The following is a 16,477-nucleotide window of genomic DNA, read 5'->3' as shown; positions in this document are numbered from 1 at the left end:
GCTCGGCAAGGCGCTCCTGCCCGACTTCGTGGCGATGGAGGTGGCGAGCGAGCTGCCGGCGCGGCTCGAGCCCGACGGCCGCGTGCGCGTGCAGGTGCGCCCCGGGGCGTGGACGATCCGCGTCGAGTCGCGCCACCCCGGCGACCTGCAGAGCATCGCCCTGGCCAGCAACGAGGGGCCGTGGGCGAGCGAAGAGTGTGGGTGTTCGAACCGGGGCCCGAGCTGCGCCGCGTCGAGTTCGCGGGGCTGGTGTCGGTCGACCCGCAACAGACGCAGCTGCCCGACGCGTGGCGCTCGTTCCCGGCGTTCCGCGCCCGCCCGGGCGAGGCGCTGCAGCTGACGGTGACGCAGCGCGGCGAGGCCGACCGCGGGCCCGACCAACTGTCGCTCGCCCGCGACTGGTGGCTCGACTTCGACGGCCGCGGCTTCACGGTCAAGGACCGCATCGCCGGCCAGGTCCAGGGCACGCGCCGGCTCGAGATGCAGGGCTCGGCCCGCCTCGGCGCGGTGGCGGTCAGCGGCCAGCCGCAATTCATCACCGCCCGCGACGACCCGAACAAGGCCGGCGTCGAGCTGCGTGACCCCAACGTGGCCCTCACCGCCGACCTGCGCGTGCCGGCCGAAGGCCTGCACCCGGCGATCTCCGCGGTCGACTGGGACCACGACTTCGCCTCGGTGTCGGGCACGCTGCACCTGCCGCCCGGCTGGAAGGTGCTGCACGCGACGGGGGTCGACCAGGTCGACGACACGTGGCTCGGCCGCTGGACGCTGCTCGACCTGTTCATGGTGCTGGTGATCGCGATCGCGATCGCCAGGCTGTACGGCTGGGCCTGGGGCGTGCTGGCGGTGGTGACGCTGGCGCTGGTGTTCCCCGAGTGGATGGCGCCGCGGACGGTGTGGATCTTCGTGCTGGTCGGCGAGGCGCTGCACCGGGCGCTGCCCGACAACTGGCTGCGCTCGGCGGTCCGCGGCTACCGCCTCGGCGCGCTGGTGACGCTGGCGGGGATCTGCTCGGTGTTCGCGGTGCAGCAGATCCGCCAGGGCCTGTACCCGGCGCTCGAGGAGCGCGGACGCGACGACTTCGACCTGGTCCTTGCGACAGCTCAGCTGGCGCCGCCGATGGAGGCCGCGCCGGCGCAGGACGTCCCGGCCGCCGCCGAGTTCAGGCCGGGCGCGCTCGACCAGGCGGAGGTCGACTTCGACGGCGCGGGCGGGGAGCGCCAGCGCGGCGAAGAGGGCCGCATGGGCCGGCCGAAGAACGAGGCGTTCGACGAGGAGGCCGAGGAGCTGCAGCAGGAGCTCAGCGCGTCGTCGATCGTGAAGTCGAAGCGGGCCAGCCTGAGCGGCGAGTACCGCCAGCGCCAGCAGAAGAAGCTGCGCGAGTACGACGCCGGCACGGTGGTGCAGACGGGCCCGGGCGTGCCGCGCTGGTCATGGCGCTCGGTGCCGCTGCGCTGGAGCGGGCCGGTCGATCGCACGCAGAAGGTAAGCTTCGTGCTGGTGCCGCCGCACGTGAACCTGGCGCTGGCCGGGGTGCGCGTGCTGTTCCTGGTGGCGCTGGTGATGGCGGTGTTCGGGGTGTTCCGCAAGCGCCGGGTGCTCCCGCCCGCGCGGCCGAACCCGGCCGTCGGCGCGACGATGATGGGGGCGCTGGCGTTGGGGCTGTTGCTGCCGTCGTCGGCGGCGGCGCAGGTGCCCGACACCGCGACGCTCGAGCAGCTGCGCGCGCGCCTCACCGAGCCGCCGAGCTGCCTGCCCGACTGCGTGACGAGCCCGCGCATGCGCCTCGAGGCCAGCGGGTCGGCGCTGCGCCTGGTGGTCGAGATCCACGCGGCGGCCCAGGTCGAGGCGCCGCTGCCTGGCTCGGCCGAGCACTGGTTGCCGTCGCAGGTCAGCGTCGACGGCTCGCCGGCGACCGGCGGCCTGGTGCGCGTCGGCGACGGGAGCCTGCGCATCGCGCTCGAGCCGGGCCGCCACGAAGTGGTGCTCGAGGGGCCGCTGCCCAACCGCGAGACGATCCAGCTGCGCCTGCCGGTCGGGCCGCACCGCGTGACCGCCAAGGCCGAGGGCTGGACGGTCGCCGGGCTGCACGAGGACGGGCTCGCCGACGAGGTGCTGCAGCTGACGCGGACGAGCAAGCAGGACGCGGCCCAGCCGGACACGCTCGAGGTCGGCACGCTGCCGCCGTTCGTCCGCGTCGAGCGGGCATTGACGCTGGGGCTGTCGTGGGAGGTGACGACCCGGGTCATCCGCGCCACGCCGCGCGGCTCGGCGGTGGTGCTCAAGGTGCCGCTGCTGCCCGGCGAGTCGGTGACGACCGCGGAGCAGCGGGTCGAGGCCGGGGCGGTGCTGGTCAACATCCGCCCCGACGAGGACGTGGTCGAGTGGACCTCGGTGCTGCCGATCTCGCCGCAGATCGTGCTGGCGGCGGCCACCGGGGCGCCGTGGAGCGAGGTCTGGGAGGTGATGGTCGGGCCGGTGTGGCACGTCGAGGCCGGCGGGATCCCGCCGATCCGCCGCGGCGCCGAGGGCCTGCAGGTCTGGATGCCCTGGCCCGGAGAACAGGTCGTTTTGGACATCTCGCGCCCCGCCGGCGTGCCCGGCGAGACGCTGACCCTCGACTTCGCGCGCCTGACCCTTCGGCCAGGTATGCGGGCGGTCGACGCCGAGCTGCAGCTCGAGCTGCGCTCGTCTCGCGGCGGCCACCACACGGTCGCCCTGCCGTCCGAGGCCCAGCTGCAGAAGGTGCTGATCAACGGCTCGCAGCAGCCGATCGGCCAGGAGGGCCAGCAGGTCCGCCTGCCGATCGCGCCGGGCGTGCAGCGGGTCCAGCTCGAGTGGCGCGAGACGGCGGCGCTCGGCCAGCGCTACACGGCGCCGGTGGTGGACCTAGGGGCGGCGGCGGTCAACGCCGAGGTCTACATCGAGTTCCCGCCGAGCCGGTGGATCTTGCTGCTCGGTGGGCCGCGGCTCGGGCCGGCGGTGCTGTTCTGGAGCTACATCGTGGTGCTGCTGCTGGCGTCGGCGGTGCTCGGCCGCCTGGCCGTGTCGCCGCTGCGCGCCCACCAGTGGTTCTTGCTCGGGCTCGGGCTGTCGACCGTGACGGTGTTCGAGGCGATGCTGGTGATCGGGTGGTTCTTGCTGCTCGGCTGGCGCCGCCGCCGGGTCGAGCTGGCGCCGGGGTGGTTCGCGCTGCGCCAGCTGACGATCGGATTGTGGACGCTCATGGCCTGCTCGGCCCTGATCACCGCGGTGCACGCGGGGCTGCTCGGCCAGCCCGACATGCAGATCGAAGGCAACGGCTCGTGGGCGGGCTCGCTGCGCTGGTATCAGGACCGCGTCGAGTACGTCGAGGGCGTGGGCGGGCTGATGCCGCGCCCGTGGGTGCTGTCGGTGTCGCTGTGGTGGTACCGCGGGCTGATGCTGGCGTGGGCGCTGTGGCTGGCGTGGTCGATGATCCGCTGGCTGCCGTGGGGCTGGCAGAGCGCGTCGCAGGGCGGGCTGTGGCGCCCGCTGTGGCGCCCGTCGCCGCCGAAGACGCTGCCGCCGACGACGCGGCAGTCGGGGCCGGTGCCGCAGCAGCCGGTGATGCAGACGACGGTGACGCCGCGCGCGGCCCAGTCAGGGGTGTCGGAGGCGATCTTCATGAGCCAGTCGACGGACAGCGGCGGCCTTATCCACGAGGACACGACGCCGCGCCCGCGCGCGTCGAAGTTCCGCATGACCGACACGATGGAGGCGCCGCCGCCCCCGCTGGACGTCGAGCTCGACGCGCCGCGCCCGACGGTGGCCCGCCACAACGCCAGCGGCCCGCAGCCGGTGCGGCCGGTGGCGGAGGCGATCACGCCGGCCGCGCCGGGCCGCCCGCGCCAGGCACCGCCGCCGCCGCCGCCCGGCAAGCGCCCGCTGCCGCCGATCGTCAGCGGCGAGGACGACGACACCCCGCCGCCGTGATGGTCTGAAAGGTCAGGTTGATTGGAATGTTCGGACATGACCTTCGGGGCATGTCCGAACATTCTTTCACGCGGCGTCAGGCCGGGGCGCACAGGAGGCGGGACAGCGACTTCACCGGCTGCTCCCACAGTTTTTCGTAGTTCACGCTGAGCAGCTCGCGCGAGCGCTTGCCGCGGCGGTAGGCGGCGCGCAGGCGGCCGAGGTAGGGCACGAGGTCCTTCCAGCCGGCGACCTTGACCCGGCGCGGGACCGAGTAGGCGAGGATCAGGACCGCCTGGCGGACGCCGAGGTTCCCGAGCACGAACGCCTGCAGCAGCATCTCGCCGTGCTCGTCGGTGCCGTAGCCGGTGATCAGGTGGAACAGGTCGTGCGTCTCGCGGTAGCGCTTGCTCAGGTAGTCGACGTCGGTCTCGACCGGGAAGGTGGTCTCGAACGGCTGGATGCCGTTGTCCTGGAAGTAGCGGACGAACTCGCGGCCGAGGGTGCCCTCCGGCAGCTTCTCCAGCGCCTCGAGGTCGAGCTCGCGGCCCTGCAGGGTCGGCCGGTCGTCGAGCATGCGCCGGCCGTCGTCGCTGGTGCGCCAGTGACGGGCCAGCTTGGTGTACGTCTCGCTGTCGAGGCAGGCGTTGACCAGCGGGCCGTAATACGTGTTGCCGGGGTCGTCCGTCAGGACCTTGAGCGCGTGCAGGCTGAGGCGGACGCGGGTGAAGAGCGACGCGTTCGGGGGCAGGGTCGGAAACGCTGGCTGGTTCATGAGGAGCACTCCTTCGGCGAGCGGGGCCCGGGCCCCGCTCGCCGAAGGAGTGTGGTCGAAACGGACAGTCGTGTCCACTTAGGGCCGGCGTGGATCCGCACGAGCCGCGCCCGCGCGGCCTCGGGCCCGCGAGGGCCGCGGCGGCGGTGCAGCGTCGCTCGCGCTCGCGCTCGCGCGCGCGCGCTCAGAAGTGCGACACGAGGATCACGCCGGCCTTGCGCGGGTCGACGGCTTCTTGCGGCAGGCGGAGGGTGAACACCGAGCCGACGCCGGGCTGGCTGCGGACGGTGATGTCGCCGCCGAGCATGCGCGCGTAGTGGCGGCTGATGGCGAGGCCGAGGCCGGTGCCGCCGAACTTGCGGGTGGTCGAGGAGTCGGCCTGGACGAACGGGGCGAACAGGCGCTCGAGCACGTCGGGGGCGATGCCGATGCCGGTGTCGCTGACCTCGAAGCGGTACCACGAGCGGCCGCCCTCGGCCTGGATCCGGATCGACAGCTCGATGCGGCCGTTGTGGGTGAACTTGCAGGCGTTGCTGAGCAGGTTGCTCAGGATCTGATGCAGCTTGGTGCGGTCGGTCTTGAGCTCGCCGAGGTCGCGGGCGCAGCGGAGCTTGAGGGTGTCGCCGTTGCGCTCGGCCAGCGGGGCCAGGTGCGACATCACGCTGCCGAGCACGTCGCCGAGCTGGAACGCCTCGATGTTGATGTCCATCTTGCCCGACTCGATCTTCGACAGATCGAGGATGTCGCTGATCAGCGCGAGCAGGTGCTCGGCGCTGCCGTGGATCTTGCCGAGGTCCTCGTGCAGCTCGTGCAGGTCCGGGCGCGCGGTGTCCTCGAGCAAGATCTCGCTGTAGCCGATGATGGCGTTGAGCGGGGTCCGCAGCTCGTGGCTCATGTTGGCGAGGAACGAGCTTTTGATGCGATTGGCCTCGAGCGCCTGCTCCTCGGCCTGGCGGCGCACGCGGATCTCCGACTCCATCTTGCGGTTGGCGCGGGTCAGCGCGATCGTCCGCTCCTCCACGCGGCGCTCGAGCTCGTCGTGGGTGCGGCGCAGCTGGTCCTCGATCTGCTGGCGGTTCTCCATCTCGCGCTCGAGCCGGCCCAGCGCGGTGCGCAAGATCTCCCCGCTGCGGCCGTGGTGCGCCAGCACCAGCGTCAGCGGCACCCCGGCGGCCGACACCGTCAGCGCGGCGATCAGCGCCTGCGACGTCGGGCCGCCGGCGACGAGCACGCCGAGGGCGCAGGCGAGGCTGAGGCCGGCGACGCAGGCGCCGGCGAGGCGCGGGGCGAACGACAGCGGGGCGGCGCACGCGGCGGCGAGGCCGAGCAGCATCACCGGCGCGTCGGGGGCGAGCAGGCCGGGCAGCACCACCAGCAGGCAGGCGAGCGCGGCGTAGCGGACGAGGTCGCGGGTGCGGGTGCGCGCGCGGTCGAACGACACCGGGTTGAAGAAAGAGACCGCCTGTACCAGCACGAAGGCGCTGCAGCCGAGGACCGCGGCCGGGCTGTGGTCGGCGGCGACGACCACGACGGCGGCGAGCACGACGCTGACGAGCACGATGGCGCGGCCCTGCGACGCGAGCGACAGCGCGAAGTCGAGGACCTGGGGCGGCAGGGTGGTGAACCGCGACTTGCGTCGCACCGAGGATTCCCCGGCGGTCGCGGCGGCGGCGAGCACGTGAGCCGGTTGCATAGGCGCGACCAGAGCATGCGCCGGCATCGCCGTCAGCGGTTTAACCGCCGAAGATCCGGAGCAGCCACTCTGCGCCGTAGCGGTAGCCCACACGCTGCCACAGGCGCGCAGCGAGCGCGCACACGATCACCCAGATCGCGACGATCGTGAGCGCGACTTCCGAGCTGAACGCTTGCCACGCGCCGAGCGGTCGCGTCACTTCGCGAAAGACGACGACGTGGACGAGCAGCAGCGTGAGCGAGGCGCGGCCGAGCGGGACCAGCCAACCGCGTTCGTCGATGCGTCCGCGTCGCTCGAGGGCCAATGCGCCGAGCAAGAGGAGGAGCGTGCCCGACTGGAGCAACATGACGATCGCCGGCGTCGCGGGGTAGAAGCTCAGGCGGATCTGGAACAGCCGGTGCCACACGCCCTCGTGGGGTCCGAGCCGCAGGCCGACGGCGGCGAGGGCGACACCGGTGACGAGCAGCACACTCGCCATGCGCAGGATCGGCGCGGTGCGGCGCTGCTGCAACCACCGACCGACGACGATGCCGCCGAGGAACAGGCCGAGCCACGGGACGATCGGGAACTGGCCCTCGGCGAGGGCGAGGCGCAGCGGTCCGCCGGCGAGGTCGAGGCGGCGCATGCGGTCGTTGAGGAGCAGCTCCGGGGTGGCGAGCCAGTGCTGCACGAGCGGGGCGGCGAGCAGCAGGAGGGCCTGTCCGATGAGCAATGACCGATCGGACAGGCGCCGCCACAGCGGGGCGGTGAGGATGCCCAGGCCCATGAGGTGGAGGACGAACCACGAGCCGGCGGAGAACCAGCTCGGGGTGAGCAGGTTGAGCAGCCAGCCGAAGCCCATGACGACGAGGCCGCGGCGGACGAGGATCGCGTCGAGACCGGCGGTGCGACTTCGGGCGAGGAAGCTGGTGCCGGCGCCGGCGAGGGTGATGAAGGTGGGCGCGGCCAGGCCCCCCAGGCCGTTCAGGGCCATCAGCACCGGGGCCTGCGCGATCGCCGAGACGCCCGGGTCCGAGCGCCACAGCCATACTGCCATGTGCTGCTCCATCATCAGCACGACGGCGAGGCCGCGCAGGGCGTCGAGGCTGAGCAGGCGGGCGGACGTCACGTCGCTTGAGGCTACCCGGACGGGCGCGGCGGGTGAAGGTCGGGGTCGGCGCGTGACCGGCAGCCCTGGCCAAAGGGCGGCGCGGCTGCGATAGTCGGGGGGATGTCGAGCCTGTCCGACGCGACCCATCCGGCGACCGAGACGATCGGCGACGGGCGCTTTTTGCGCCTCGTACGCCGTGGGAAGTGGGAGTACGTGGAGCGCCTCGGGGCCCGCGGCGCCGCGGCGATCGTGGCCGTGACCGACGACGGGCGGCTGGTGCTCATCGAGCAGCCGCGGCCCGCTCTCGGCGGGGTGGCGGTCGAGCTGCCGGCCGGCCTGGTCGGCGACACGCCGGGCGACGAGTCGGAGGAGGCCGCGGTCGCGGCCAATCGTGAGCTGGTCGAAGAGACAGGTTACGAGGCCAGCCGCATCGAGCAGGTCGCCCACGGCCCGAGCTCGCCCGGGCTGACCAGCGAGTGCATCAGCATCTTCGTGGCCACCGGCCTGCGCAAGGTCGGGCCCGGGGGCGGCGACGGCAACGAGCAGATCACCGTGTTCGAGGTGCCGCTCGCCGAGGTCGAGGCCTGGCTGGGCGAGCGCATCGCTCGCGGCGCCCACGTCGACCTCAAGGTCTACGCGGGGCTCTACTTCGCGCGCCAGCTGGCCCAGCGCAAGTAGAAGGCGGCCGCGGGCGCGGGCGCTGTGGCACACTGACGGTCCCCCATGGCGCCCGTCACCGTCTTCCTCGTCGCCATCGCCTGTCTGCTGGCCGCCGCGGCGGCGGTCCGTCCGCTGGCGCTGCGGACGAACGTGCCCGAGGCGGCGTGGCTGATCGCGCTCGGCGTGGTGCTGCGGACCACCGGGATCGTGCCGCCGGCGACGATCGCCGCGCTGGCGCCGTTCTTCGCCGCGGTGGCGCTGATCATCGTGCTGTTCGAGGCCGGTCGCGACATGGTCTTCGGGGCAGCCGGCGACCAGGTCGTGCGCGCGCGCAAGCTGGCGCTGGCCGGCGCGGCGCTGGTGGTGCCGCTGGTGGCGCTGTTCAGCCAGGCGCTGTCGGGGCTGCACCTGCTGCCGGTGTGGAGCTGGACGCACGCGTTCATGCTCGGGGCGCTGATGCTGTGCACCGCGCCGGAGGTGTTCGCGCCGACGCTGTACCGGCGGGCCCACCCGGGCCTCGTGGCCGCGCTCGAGCGCGAGGCGGCGCTGACCGGGGCGCTGGCGATCGCGGCCACCGCGTTCTGCATCGACCTGCTGAGCCTGCGCGTGCCGGTCGGCAAGGCGTACGCGGCGATCGCCGCCGGCTTCGGCCTGGCGCTGGCGTTCGGGGCGTTCGCCGGGCTGCTGTGGATCTCCGCGATCCGCCGCGTCGGGCCCGGCCGCGGGGTCTATCCGTACACGCTGGCGGCGATCCTGGCGCTCTACGTGGTGACCGACACGCTCGGCGGGATCGGGGCGCTGGCGGTGCTGGTGTTCGGCGCGGTGGTCAGCAACGCGGGGCCGCTGGTCGGCGCCCTGTTCCGCCCGCGCGGCGGCGCGGTCGTCGAGGCCGCCGACGAGGACTTCCGCGCGGCGCTCGACGACCACGCGCGCACGGTCGAGATCACGCGGGTGCTGCTGTTCACGTACCTGGGCATGAACCTCGGGCCGCCGTGGGGGCTGCTGGCGATGGGGATCGTGCTCGGCCTGCTGCTGGTGGTGCTGCGCCTGCTGGCGGCCCGACTGGTGCTGCGCGGGGTCGACGAGCGCACGTTCTCGGCCCTGGCCCTCGGCTGGCCGCGCGGGATGCTGGTCGCCGGCCTGGCGGCGCTGCCCCACGCGGCCGCGGTGCCGGGGACCGAGTCGCTGACGACGCTGGTGTTCGCGGCGGTGGCGACGACGTGCGTGGCGTTCGGGGTGGCGGTGTCGCCGCTGGGTCACGCGCATGTCTCCGAAGATCTTTCTCAGGGGAAAGGTCCTTCGGGACATGCTCCGGGGACATGTCTGGAGGGGCAGGGAAGATCCGGGCGGTCGCGCCGGCGGCGACGGTCGACGAGGTGATGGGCGAGGCGGGCGCGCCGGCTCCGAGGGAGCAGGGCGGCCCTTCGCGGGATGCGAGCGCGGCAGGGCCGACGAGCCCCGGTGCGGTGCTGACGACGCACGAGGTCCGCGGCGGTGAGGGGCCGGCGGCGGTGCCGGGCCGGATCGGCGATGAGGTCCTCGGCGGCCTCGCGCCGGCGAGCGAGACGGCGGGGCCGGCGAAAGGGACCGGCGGTGAGGGCCTCGGTGGGGCTGCGCTCGCGCGCGAGACGCTGGCGAGAGGGTCCGGCGAGGCGGGGAGTTTGGGCGGTGGGGCTGCGCTCGCTGGCGAGACGCTGGCGAGAGGGTCCGGCGAGGCGGGGAGTTTGGGCGGGGCCGCAGCACTGGCGAGCGCGACGCTGGCAGGAGGGACCGTCGTCGGCGGCGAGCCGGTGGTGACGCGCACGGTGCTGGCCGAGTCGTCGACGGCGCCGGCGCACGTGGTGGCGGAGGGGCAGGGCGTGAGCGGGAAGACGCTGCCGCCCGAGGGGCCGGTGAGCGGAAGGACCGCGGTACCGGAAGGCCCGGGGCTCGCCGGCAAGACGCTGCCGCCGGAGGAAGCGGTGCTGGGCGGGAAGACGCTGCTGCCGGACGCGACCGGGGGCGAGCGGCGCGGGCTGTTCGCGGTCGACATGCCGCCGGCCGGGCGGACGCTGGTGCCGGGCGAGCCGCTGGCGGGGCCACGCACGCTGTTGCCGGGCGAATCGTCGCCGGGGATGCGCTCGGCGGACGTGCCGAGGTTCGCGCCGCCCGGGTCCCGCAGCTCGGAGCGCACGGTGCTGCGCGGCTCGGGACCCGGAGCGCCGGAGCTGGTGCGGCACGTGTTCATCAGCTCTCCGGCCGGGACGACGGTGACGCACGAGACGAGCGTCGTGATGCCGGGGACAGCGGATGCGCCGGGGCGCGAATCGGGGCTGCCGGTGCGGACGGTCAATGTCGAGTCGAGCGGGGCAGCGGCGGGGCTGCCGGTGCGGACGGCGAATGTGGAGTACGGCGAGCCGGGAGCACCGGGAGCGGCGGGGCTGGAGGTCGCGGTGACCTTCACCGAGCCCGCGACACCGCCGAAGCCGGCAGTCGCCGCCGATCCGCCGCTGCTCGAGCTGGTCAGCGAGGCGATCTTGCCCTCCGGACATGTTTTGAAGAACCTGGTGAAAGATACAGGTGACGGCGGGACGAAGAGGGCTGAGCGATGGGGTGGCGGGTGGTCGAGCGCCGGTTGGGCAAGGCCGGCGGCGTCAAGCAGCGCACGGCGCGGCAGCGCGAGTGGGACCGCAAGTACGGCGAGGACCGGTGGGCGATCGGCTACGAGGTGGACGGCGAGTTCGTGCGCCAGGAGGACGCGCTCGAGTCGGTTTATTATAAGAGCTATGAAGAGCACTTCGCGGCCCACCCCGAGGACCTGGCCGAGCTGATCGCGCTGGCCAAGACGCTGCGCAACCCGCACGCGGAGGCGACCACCGGGGTCGACCTGCAGGTGCCGGCGATCGGTGATTACCTGCGGCGCCACGGGCTGCGGCTCGCCGGCGCGGAGGTGGTCGACATCGGCACCTGGGACGGCAAGGCGTCGCACCCGATCAGCGTGCGACTCAGCCCGCTGACGATCGCCTGCGCAGTCGATCCGAACCGCACGCTCGAGCAATGGTGGCAGCAGCGCAAGGTGCTGGTCGTGTGGGAGGATTGAGACCGACGAATCACCGCATGCGGTGGCCGCCGCGGGAGCGGCGGCCGCCGCTTTCGTGGGGCACGTCGAACACCGGGGCGTGCGTGGTGTGGGGCCGCATCTTGTGGACCGGGAATTCGGGCGGGTTGTGCGGGAAGGCCGTCGCGGCCGGGGCTCGCTTCGATTCGACGAAGGGGGTGTGCTCGACGGTGTCGCCGGCGACGTGCGAGCGGACCAGCTCGCCGCTGCGCGGGGGCGGCGGCAGGTGGACGGGGGTCTGCGGTCGGCCGACGATGTCGGCGGGCGGACCGGCGCGCCAGCCGGGGTGGGCCGCGGGGTGGGCGGCGTTGTCGGCGAACACGACCTGGCCGCGCTCGTTCGGCTGGATGTGGCCTTCGAGGTGCGGCCGCGTGAGGTCTTCGGCGGCGACGACGATCCAGTGCGAGCGCGGCGCCTCGCGCACTCCCACCATTCGCGGCGGCAGCGGAGCCCAGCCGACGTAGCCGGCGTTCCACCGCCAATCCACCCAGGCGGGGCCCCACACGTCGCCCGGCACCCACATCCAGCCGACGCCGGCGTCGAAGGCCCAGCGGCCGTAGTGGAACGGCGCCCAGCCCCACGCATAGCTGCTGTCGAACATCCAGCCGGCGTCGGTGTAGACCCACTGGCCGCCCGTCATGTACGGGAAGAAGTCGGCGCCGACGATCGCGGGCGCGGGCAGCCAGACCCAGCCGTAGGCGGCGTCGTCGATCCACGTGCCGTACGGCGCCAGGGCCCCGTAGAAGCGCGCGCTCGGCCCGGTGGGGGCGACCGGGGGCGCCGGCGCGGCGGTGTCGGTGTGATGGCAGTCGAGGCCGGCGACGACGGCCAGAGCCGCCGCGGCCGCGAGGTGTCGGACGACGCGCATGGCGAGGCTCAGGTGGCCGGCAAGGCGCGGAGGGCGTCGCGGATCGCTTCGGCCTCCTTGAGGTCGCTGTCGACCTGGGCGCGCACGGTGTTGAGTTCGTCGCGCAGCTCGGGCAGGTCGACGTTGGGCATGAACCTGCGGTCGATCGTGTCGAGGACGTTCGTCAGCGCCTGGACCTCGTCGTCGATGTACGTGGTGTCGTATTCGTTGCCCCGGGTCGCGGTGTCGAGATCCTTGTAGGTCTCGGTCATCGAGGCCTTGTAGGCGACGTCGGTCGGGCCGGTCTTGGGCTTCAGCTTGTGCCGGACGTGCAAGGCAGTCTGCCGCTTCTTGGCCCCCTTGGCGTGCTTGACCCGCATCTCGGCGAACTTCTTGACGCGCTTGTTCTTGGCCGCCTTCTGGGCCCGGCGGTTGTGCTCGGCGCTGGTGTCGTTGATGGTCTCCATCACCATGAGGATCTCCTCGTCGGAGAGCTCGTCGGTCGGCGTCTGCACATTGGTCGGGTTCTGCTCGGTGTTGTGCGTCGGGCTGGTCGACGGACTCGGATGGGTGGGAGCGCCCGAGGTCGGGGTCGACGGCTGCGACGGACCGGGCGGCATGTCGGCGGCGGCGACGCCCGGGAGCGCCAGAGCGAGGGCGACAGTGAGGGGGAGGGTGGTCCGGGTGAATGACATGCTTGCAGCGTTGGACGTCTTTTACGCGAATGCCACCACCACGGCGCCGCGGGGACCCGTCGCGGGGGCGATTCGCGGGTGTGGCGATCAGGGCTTGTCCGGGTGCGCGCCGGCCACCCGCCGCCGGCTCGCGCGCCCGTCGACGGTTCAGGCCGGTCGCGGCTGCACCGGCCGCTCGCCGCGAGGCGCCTGCAACTCGAGCCATTTGAGGATGTCGCGCCGGCGCAGCACGCCGACCAGCCGCTCGCCGTCGACGACCGGCAATTGCTCGACGTCCTTGCGGCTGAAGGCCCGCATCGCCACGGTGAGCTCGTCGTCGACGCCGACCGTCTCGAGCGCGGCCGCCGGGGTCATGATCGTGCCGACCTCGATGTCGTTCCACACGTCGCGCTCGACGACCCGCACGTCCTCGAGGCAGACGATGCCCGCCAGTTTGTCGCCGGCGATCACCGGGAAGGCCCGCTGATCGCTGCGCATCAGGTAATCGTCGACCAGGCGGGCGACCGGCAGGGTCGGCGGGACCGCGGCGACGTCGCGGCGCATCAATCGCCGCACCGGCACGCCCTCGACCAGATGCATGATCACGAGCTGGCGGTAGCTCATGGCCGCGGCGCTGGCGAGGAACCACCCGATGACGCTGATCCACAGCCCCGAGACGACGCCGGTGCCGAACCACGGCACGCGCGCGCCGAAGATCATCGCCATGCCGGCGAACACGAGCACGAAGCCGATCGCCTGCCCCGACAGCGAGGCCCAGCGGGTGGCCGCCTGCAGGTCGCCGGTGGCCCGCCACAGCAGCGCGCGCAGGACCCGGCCGCCGTCGAGCGGGAAGCCCGGCAGCAGGTTGAACAGGCCCAGGAAGAGGTTGAGCGGGCCGAGCCAGAACAGCAAGGTGGCGGTCGGGCCGAGGTCTCGCATGAGCCGCTCGGGGTCGCCGCCGAGGCGCGCGAGCCAGCCGCCGAGCGCCAGGAACACCACGCCGAGGCCGATGCTCGTCAGCGGGCCGACCATCGCAATCGCCAGCTCGGCGCGCGGGGTCTCGGGCTCGCGCTCGATGTTGGCGACGCCGCCGAACACGAACAGGTGGATGCTGCGCACCTCGAGGCCGTAGCTGCGCGCGACCAGGGCGTGCGACAGCTCGTGGATCAGCACCGAGGCGAACAGCAGCACCGCGGCGACGCAGGCGACGACCCAGCGCAGGCCGTCGCCCCACTCGGGGTGCCAGACCGGGAACGAGCCCAGCGCGAGGCTGACGGCGACCAGCCACAGGGCGACGAACAGGCTCCAATCGGCCGCGATCCGCACGCCGAAGACTCTTCCCAGATTCAGACCGCCCATGCGCCGATCCTTGGGCCGGGCCGCGCCGCGCCGCAACGGCGCGGCGGTCGCCGGGCGAGGAAATGCTGGCAGTCGAGCGAATCGGCGCTGCCTCGGCGATCGGCCGCGGCTCGCCGCGGGGGTGTGCTCCTGCCGCTGCCGCGGGGCCGGCCGAGGCTGTCGGTCCCGCCGGCGCAGCGGCTCTGTTCGCATTGCGATCGTGCTGTCCCCCGGGACAGGTCGATTCGCCTAGCCGAGCGACAGCATGACGAGCGCGGCGAGGCCGACGAGGGCCAGGACGACGAGGGCGAAGTAGAGGGCGACGCCGAGGCGGGGGTAGCGGTCGATCATGCGGCCGCTCTCGCGCATGGCTCGCTTGGTGAACGAGTACATGCAGCGGACCTCGCCGCGGCCCTCGAGGTAGCCGCGGATGCCGGCCAGCATCTCGGCGGCGGACTGGTAGCGCTGGGCCGGGTCCTTGGCGACGCCGTGGGCCACGACGATCTGCAGCTCGACGGGCGGCGAGCTCTGGTGCGGGCTGTCGTAGGCGCCGGGGCCGCGCAGCGCCGGGCTCTCGCGCTCGATGGCCTCGAGCAGGCCGAGGAGGTTGTCGGCCCGGTGGTTCAGGTAGTGCTTGAGGCCGATGAACTCGTGCAGCACCACCGCGACCGCGTAGAGGTCGCTGCGGGCGTCGAGCGGCTCGCAGCGGACCTGCTCCGGCGACATGTACGCGGGTGTGCCGATGAGGCCGGCGGTCGGGTCCTCGCCGCGCTCGGTGGGCACCCCGGGGTCGGGCTCGTCGATCTTCTTGGCGATGCCCCAGTCCATCAGCCACACCTCGCCGAAGCGGCCGATCATGATGTTGTCGGGCTTGATGTCGCGGTGGACGATGCCGCGCTCGTGGGCGTAGGCCAGCGCGCGCAGCACGGAGATGATGATCTCGGCCCGGCGCTCGAACGGCCACTGGCTGTGCGCCTCGGGGTCGCCGCGGCGCAGGCGCTCGATGATCTCGCCGAGGGTCTGACCCTCGACGTACTTCATGACGAAGAAGTAGCGGCCCTCGGCGTCGAGGCCGACGTCGTGGATCGGCACGACGTTGGGGTGCTCGAGGCTGCCGACGATCCGCACCTCGCCGACGAAGCGGGCCACGCCGAGCGGGTGCGAGGCCTCGGGCAGCAGACGCTTGATCGCCACCGGCCGGCCGATGTCCACGTCCTCGGCCCGCTCCACCACGCCCATGCCGCCCTCGCCGACGACGCCCAGCGAGCGGTAACGGTCGCGCGGGTCGTGGACCAGGCGCACCTGACCGCCGACGTCCGTCTCGATCTGCGGCAACACCGAGAGGCTGCGCTGGCTCGCGTCGATGCGCGTGACCCGCGAGGCCGCCGAGGCCCCGGCCATGGTCGAGGCCAGCTCGGCCGGGAACTGGGTCTCCATGCGCGACCACGCGAGGGTCGCTTGGTTGCTGACTGCTGCTTCCATGGGACTCCTCCTGTCTGCGGGGACAGGTCGGCGCCAAGTATACGCGCCGAGCCCCGGCGCCTGACGCGGCCGAACGTGATGATGCGCGGCGCGAGGCCGCGCGCACCACGGCCTGCCGTGGCGAACGGCCCGGGTGCGACGTCTGCGTCGGCGCACGTGCGAGTCGCCCGCGAAGGCCGATGCACGTCGCTCGCTCCTCTGTGACAGAAATAAACAGAAGACGAACGAGGCGGTGAGGAGACGGATGGTCTTCGGGACAGGTGGCGATCGCGGGGGTGGGTGATTGGCTGGTCTCGAGGACATGTCCTCGAAGACATGGTTTGGCGATCACCGGGGCGAGCACGCCTGAGGCCGCGAGCCCGCTGGGGTCGGCCGGCCCTCGGGCAAAGCCAGGGGCGAGGAGTCGCGAGGTGATCGCGGCGGGCGATCCGTAGTACGATGTTTTTAAATGGAGGGAATATCGTGCCGCGCCTCAGCAAGTGCATCGTCGTCGTCTACGCGCTGTTCAACCTGCTGATCGCGTGCACCCTGGTGTTCGACCCGGGGCCGCTCGACGCACAGTACCGCGGCGGGGCGATGACGCCGACGCGCGAGTTCCAGTGGTTCAGCATCGCCAGCTTCCACGTGTTCATGGCGGCGGCGGTGTTGCTGACGCTGCGGATGGGCCGGGCGGCCGACCGGCGGGCGATCTTGCTGGCCAACGCTGGTTTTTATGGGTGGGACGCGGCGACGCAGTGGCTCTACTGGGGCGCCAGGGTCGGGCTCGCGCCCGCGGACCTGCACGTCAACGCGGGCGTCAGCGCGGGCTGTGCGGCGCTGCTGCTGCTGGCGGCCAGGCGCGACCGCGAGGGCTGAGGACCTCGCAGCGCCGCGAATGGGGCCGCGGCG

The 16,477-nt window shown here is 72.9% G+C and carries 12 protein-coding genes; 5 read left to right on the top strand and 7 right to left on the bottom strand.

Features of this window, described 5'->3' with window-relative positions; genetic code table 11:
• Window positions 1-201 precede the first annotated feature (201 nt).
• Window positions 202-3,954, top strand: coding sequence for a hypothetical protein (locus OV079_RS31875; protein ID WP_267772892.1), 3,753 nt, complete (start codon window positions 202-204; stop codon window positions 3,952-3,954).
• 76 nt (window positions 3,955-4,030) lie between these two features.
• Here the strand turns inward: OV079_RS31875 and OV079_RS31870 are convergent, their stop codons facing one another.
• The 3 genes from OV079_RS31870 to OV079_RS31860 form a co-directional block, all read right to left on the bottom strand.
• A complete protein-coding gene (locus tag OV079_RS31870; protein WP_267772890.1) occupies window positions 4,031-4,708 on the bottom strand; it encodes a Coq4 family protein in 678 nt (225 codons plus the stop codon).
• A 184-nt stretch (window positions 4,709-4,892) separates the two neighbouring features.
• Window positions 4,893-6,401 carry a sensor histidine kinase gene (locus OV079_RS31865; protein ID WP_267772887.1) on the bottom strand — a complete coding sequence of 503 codons (1,509 nt, stop codon included), beginning with the start codon at window positions 6,399-6,401 and terminating at the stop codon, window positions 4,893-4,895.
• A gap of 40 nt (window positions 6,402-6,441) precedes the next feature.
• Window positions 6,442-7,509, bottom strand: a complete 1,068-nt coding sequence (locus tag OV079_RS31860; RefSeq protein ID WP_267772885.1) for a DUF418 domain-containing transporter — start codon at window positions 7,507-7,509, stop codon at window positions 6,442-6,444.
• Between the two features lie 102 nt (window positions 7,510-7,611).
• On the opposite strand from OV079_RS31860, the gene OV079_RS31855 reads away from it, so the two are divergent.
• The 3 genes from OV079_RS31855 (at window position 7,612) to OV079_RS31845 (ending at window position 11,230) form a co-directional block, all read left to right on the top strand.
• Window positions 7,612-8,169 (top strand): NUDIX hydrolase, encoded by a 558-nt coding sequence (locus OV079_RS31855; protein WP_267772884.1) that lies wholly within the window; start codon window positions 7,612-7,614, stop codon window positions 8,167-8,169.
• A 45-nt stretch (window positions 8,170-8,214) separates the two neighbouring features.
• On the top strand, window positions 8,215-9,531 hold the full coding sequence (locus OV079_RS31850; protein WP_267772882.1) for a cation:proton antiporter: 1,317 nt from the start codon (window positions 8,215-8,217) through the stop codon (window positions 9,529-9,531).
• 1,207 nt (window positions 9,532-10,738) lie between these two features.
• A complete protein-coding gene (locus tag OV079_RS31845; protein ID WP_267772881.1) occupies window positions 10,739-11,230 on the top strand; it encodes a hypothetical protein in 492 nt (163 codons plus the stop codon).
• Between the two features lie 10 nt (window positions 11,231-11,240).
• On the opposite strand, the gene OV079_RS31840 is transcribed toward OV079_RS31845, so the two are convergent.
• From OV079_RS31840 to OV079_RS31825, 4 genes are all read right to left on the bottom strand, one after another.
• Window positions 11,241-12,116 (bottom strand): DUF6600 domain-containing protein, encoded by an 876-nt coding sequence (locus tag OV079_RS31840; RefSeq protein WP_267772879.1) that lies wholly within the window; start codon window positions 12,114-12,116, stop codon window positions 11,241-11,243.
• 8 nt (window positions 12,117-12,124) lie between these two features.
• A complete protein-coding gene (locus tag OV079_RS31835) occupies window positions 12,125-12,790 on the bottom strand; it encodes a DUF4142 domain-containing protein (protein ID WP_267772878.1) in 666 nt (221 codons plus the stop codon).
• 147 nt (window positions 12,791-12,937) lie between these two features.
• On the bottom strand, window positions 12,938-14,128 hold the full coding sequence (locus OV079_RS31830; RefSeq protein WP_267772877.1) for a site-2 protease family protein: 1,191 nt from the start codon (window positions 14,126-14,128) through the stop codon (window positions 12,938-12,940).
• A 228-nt stretch (window positions 14,129-14,356) separates the two neighbouring features.
• Window positions 14,357-15,589: a serine/threonine-protein kinase gene (locus tag OV079_RS31825; protein ID WP_267772876.1), complete on the bottom strand. Its 1,233-nt coding sequence runs from the start codon at window positions 15,587-15,589 to the stop codon at window positions 14,357-14,359.
• 462 nt (window positions 15,590-16,051) lie between these two features.
• Between OV079_RS31825 and OV079_RS31820 the strand changes: the two genes are divergently transcribed.
• Window positions 16,052-16,444, top strand: a complete 393-nt coding sequence (locus tag OV079_RS31820) for a hypothetical protein (protein WP_267772874.1) — start codon at window positions 16,052-16,054, stop codon at window positions 16,442-16,444.
• Window positions 16,445-16,477: the final 33 nt, after the last annotated feature.

This window comes from Nannocystis pusilla, assembly GCF_026626665.1.
GTDB classification, from domain to species: Bacteria; Myxococcota_A; Polyangia; order Nannocystales; family Nannocystaceae; genus Nannocystis; species Nannocystis pusilla.
The sequence above is the reverse complement of the archived record's forward strand: the minus strand, read 5'-3'. Positions and strand labels throughout refer to the sequence as shown.

Bases quoted from the DNA above. Each gene is read 5' to 3' on its own strand.
- OV079_RS31840 (WP_267772879.1), bottom strand. From the start codon at position 12,116: ATGCGCGTCGTCCGACACCTCGCGGCCGCGGCGGCTCTGGCCGTCGTC.
- OV079_RS31855 (WP_267772884.1), top strand. From the start codon at position 7,612: ATGTCGAGCCTGTCCGACGCGACCCATCCGGCGACCGAGACGATCGGC.
- OV079_RS31835 (WP_267772878.1), bottom strand. From the start codon at position 12,790: ATGTCATTCACCCGGACCACCCTCCCCCTCACTGTCGCCCTCGCTCTG.
- OV079_RS31850 (WP_267772882.1), top strand. From the start codon at position 8,215: ATGGCGCCCGTCACCGTCTTCCTCGTCGCCATCGCCTGTCTGCTGGCC.
- OV079_RS31830 (WP_267772877.1), bottom strand. From the start codon at position 14,128: ATGGGCGGTCTGAATCTGGGAAGAGTCTTCGGCGTGCGGATCGCGGCC.
- OV079_RS31825 (WP_267772876.1), bottom strand. From the start codon at position 15,589: ATGGAAGCAGCAGTCAGCAACCAAGCGACCCTCGCGTGGTCGCGCATG.
- OV079_RS31845 (WP_267772881.1), top strand. From the start codon at position 10,739: ATGGGGTGGCGGGTGGTCGAGCGCCGGTTGGGCAAGGCCGGCGGCGTC.
- OV079_RS31865 (WP_267772887.1), bottom strand. From the start codon at position 6,401: ATGCAACCGGCTCACGTGCTCGCCGCCGCCGCGACCGCCGGGGAATCC.
- OV079_RS31870 (WP_267772890.1), bottom strand. From the start codon at position 4,708: ATGAACCAGCCAGCGTTTCCGACCCTGCCCCCGAACGCGTCGCTCTTC.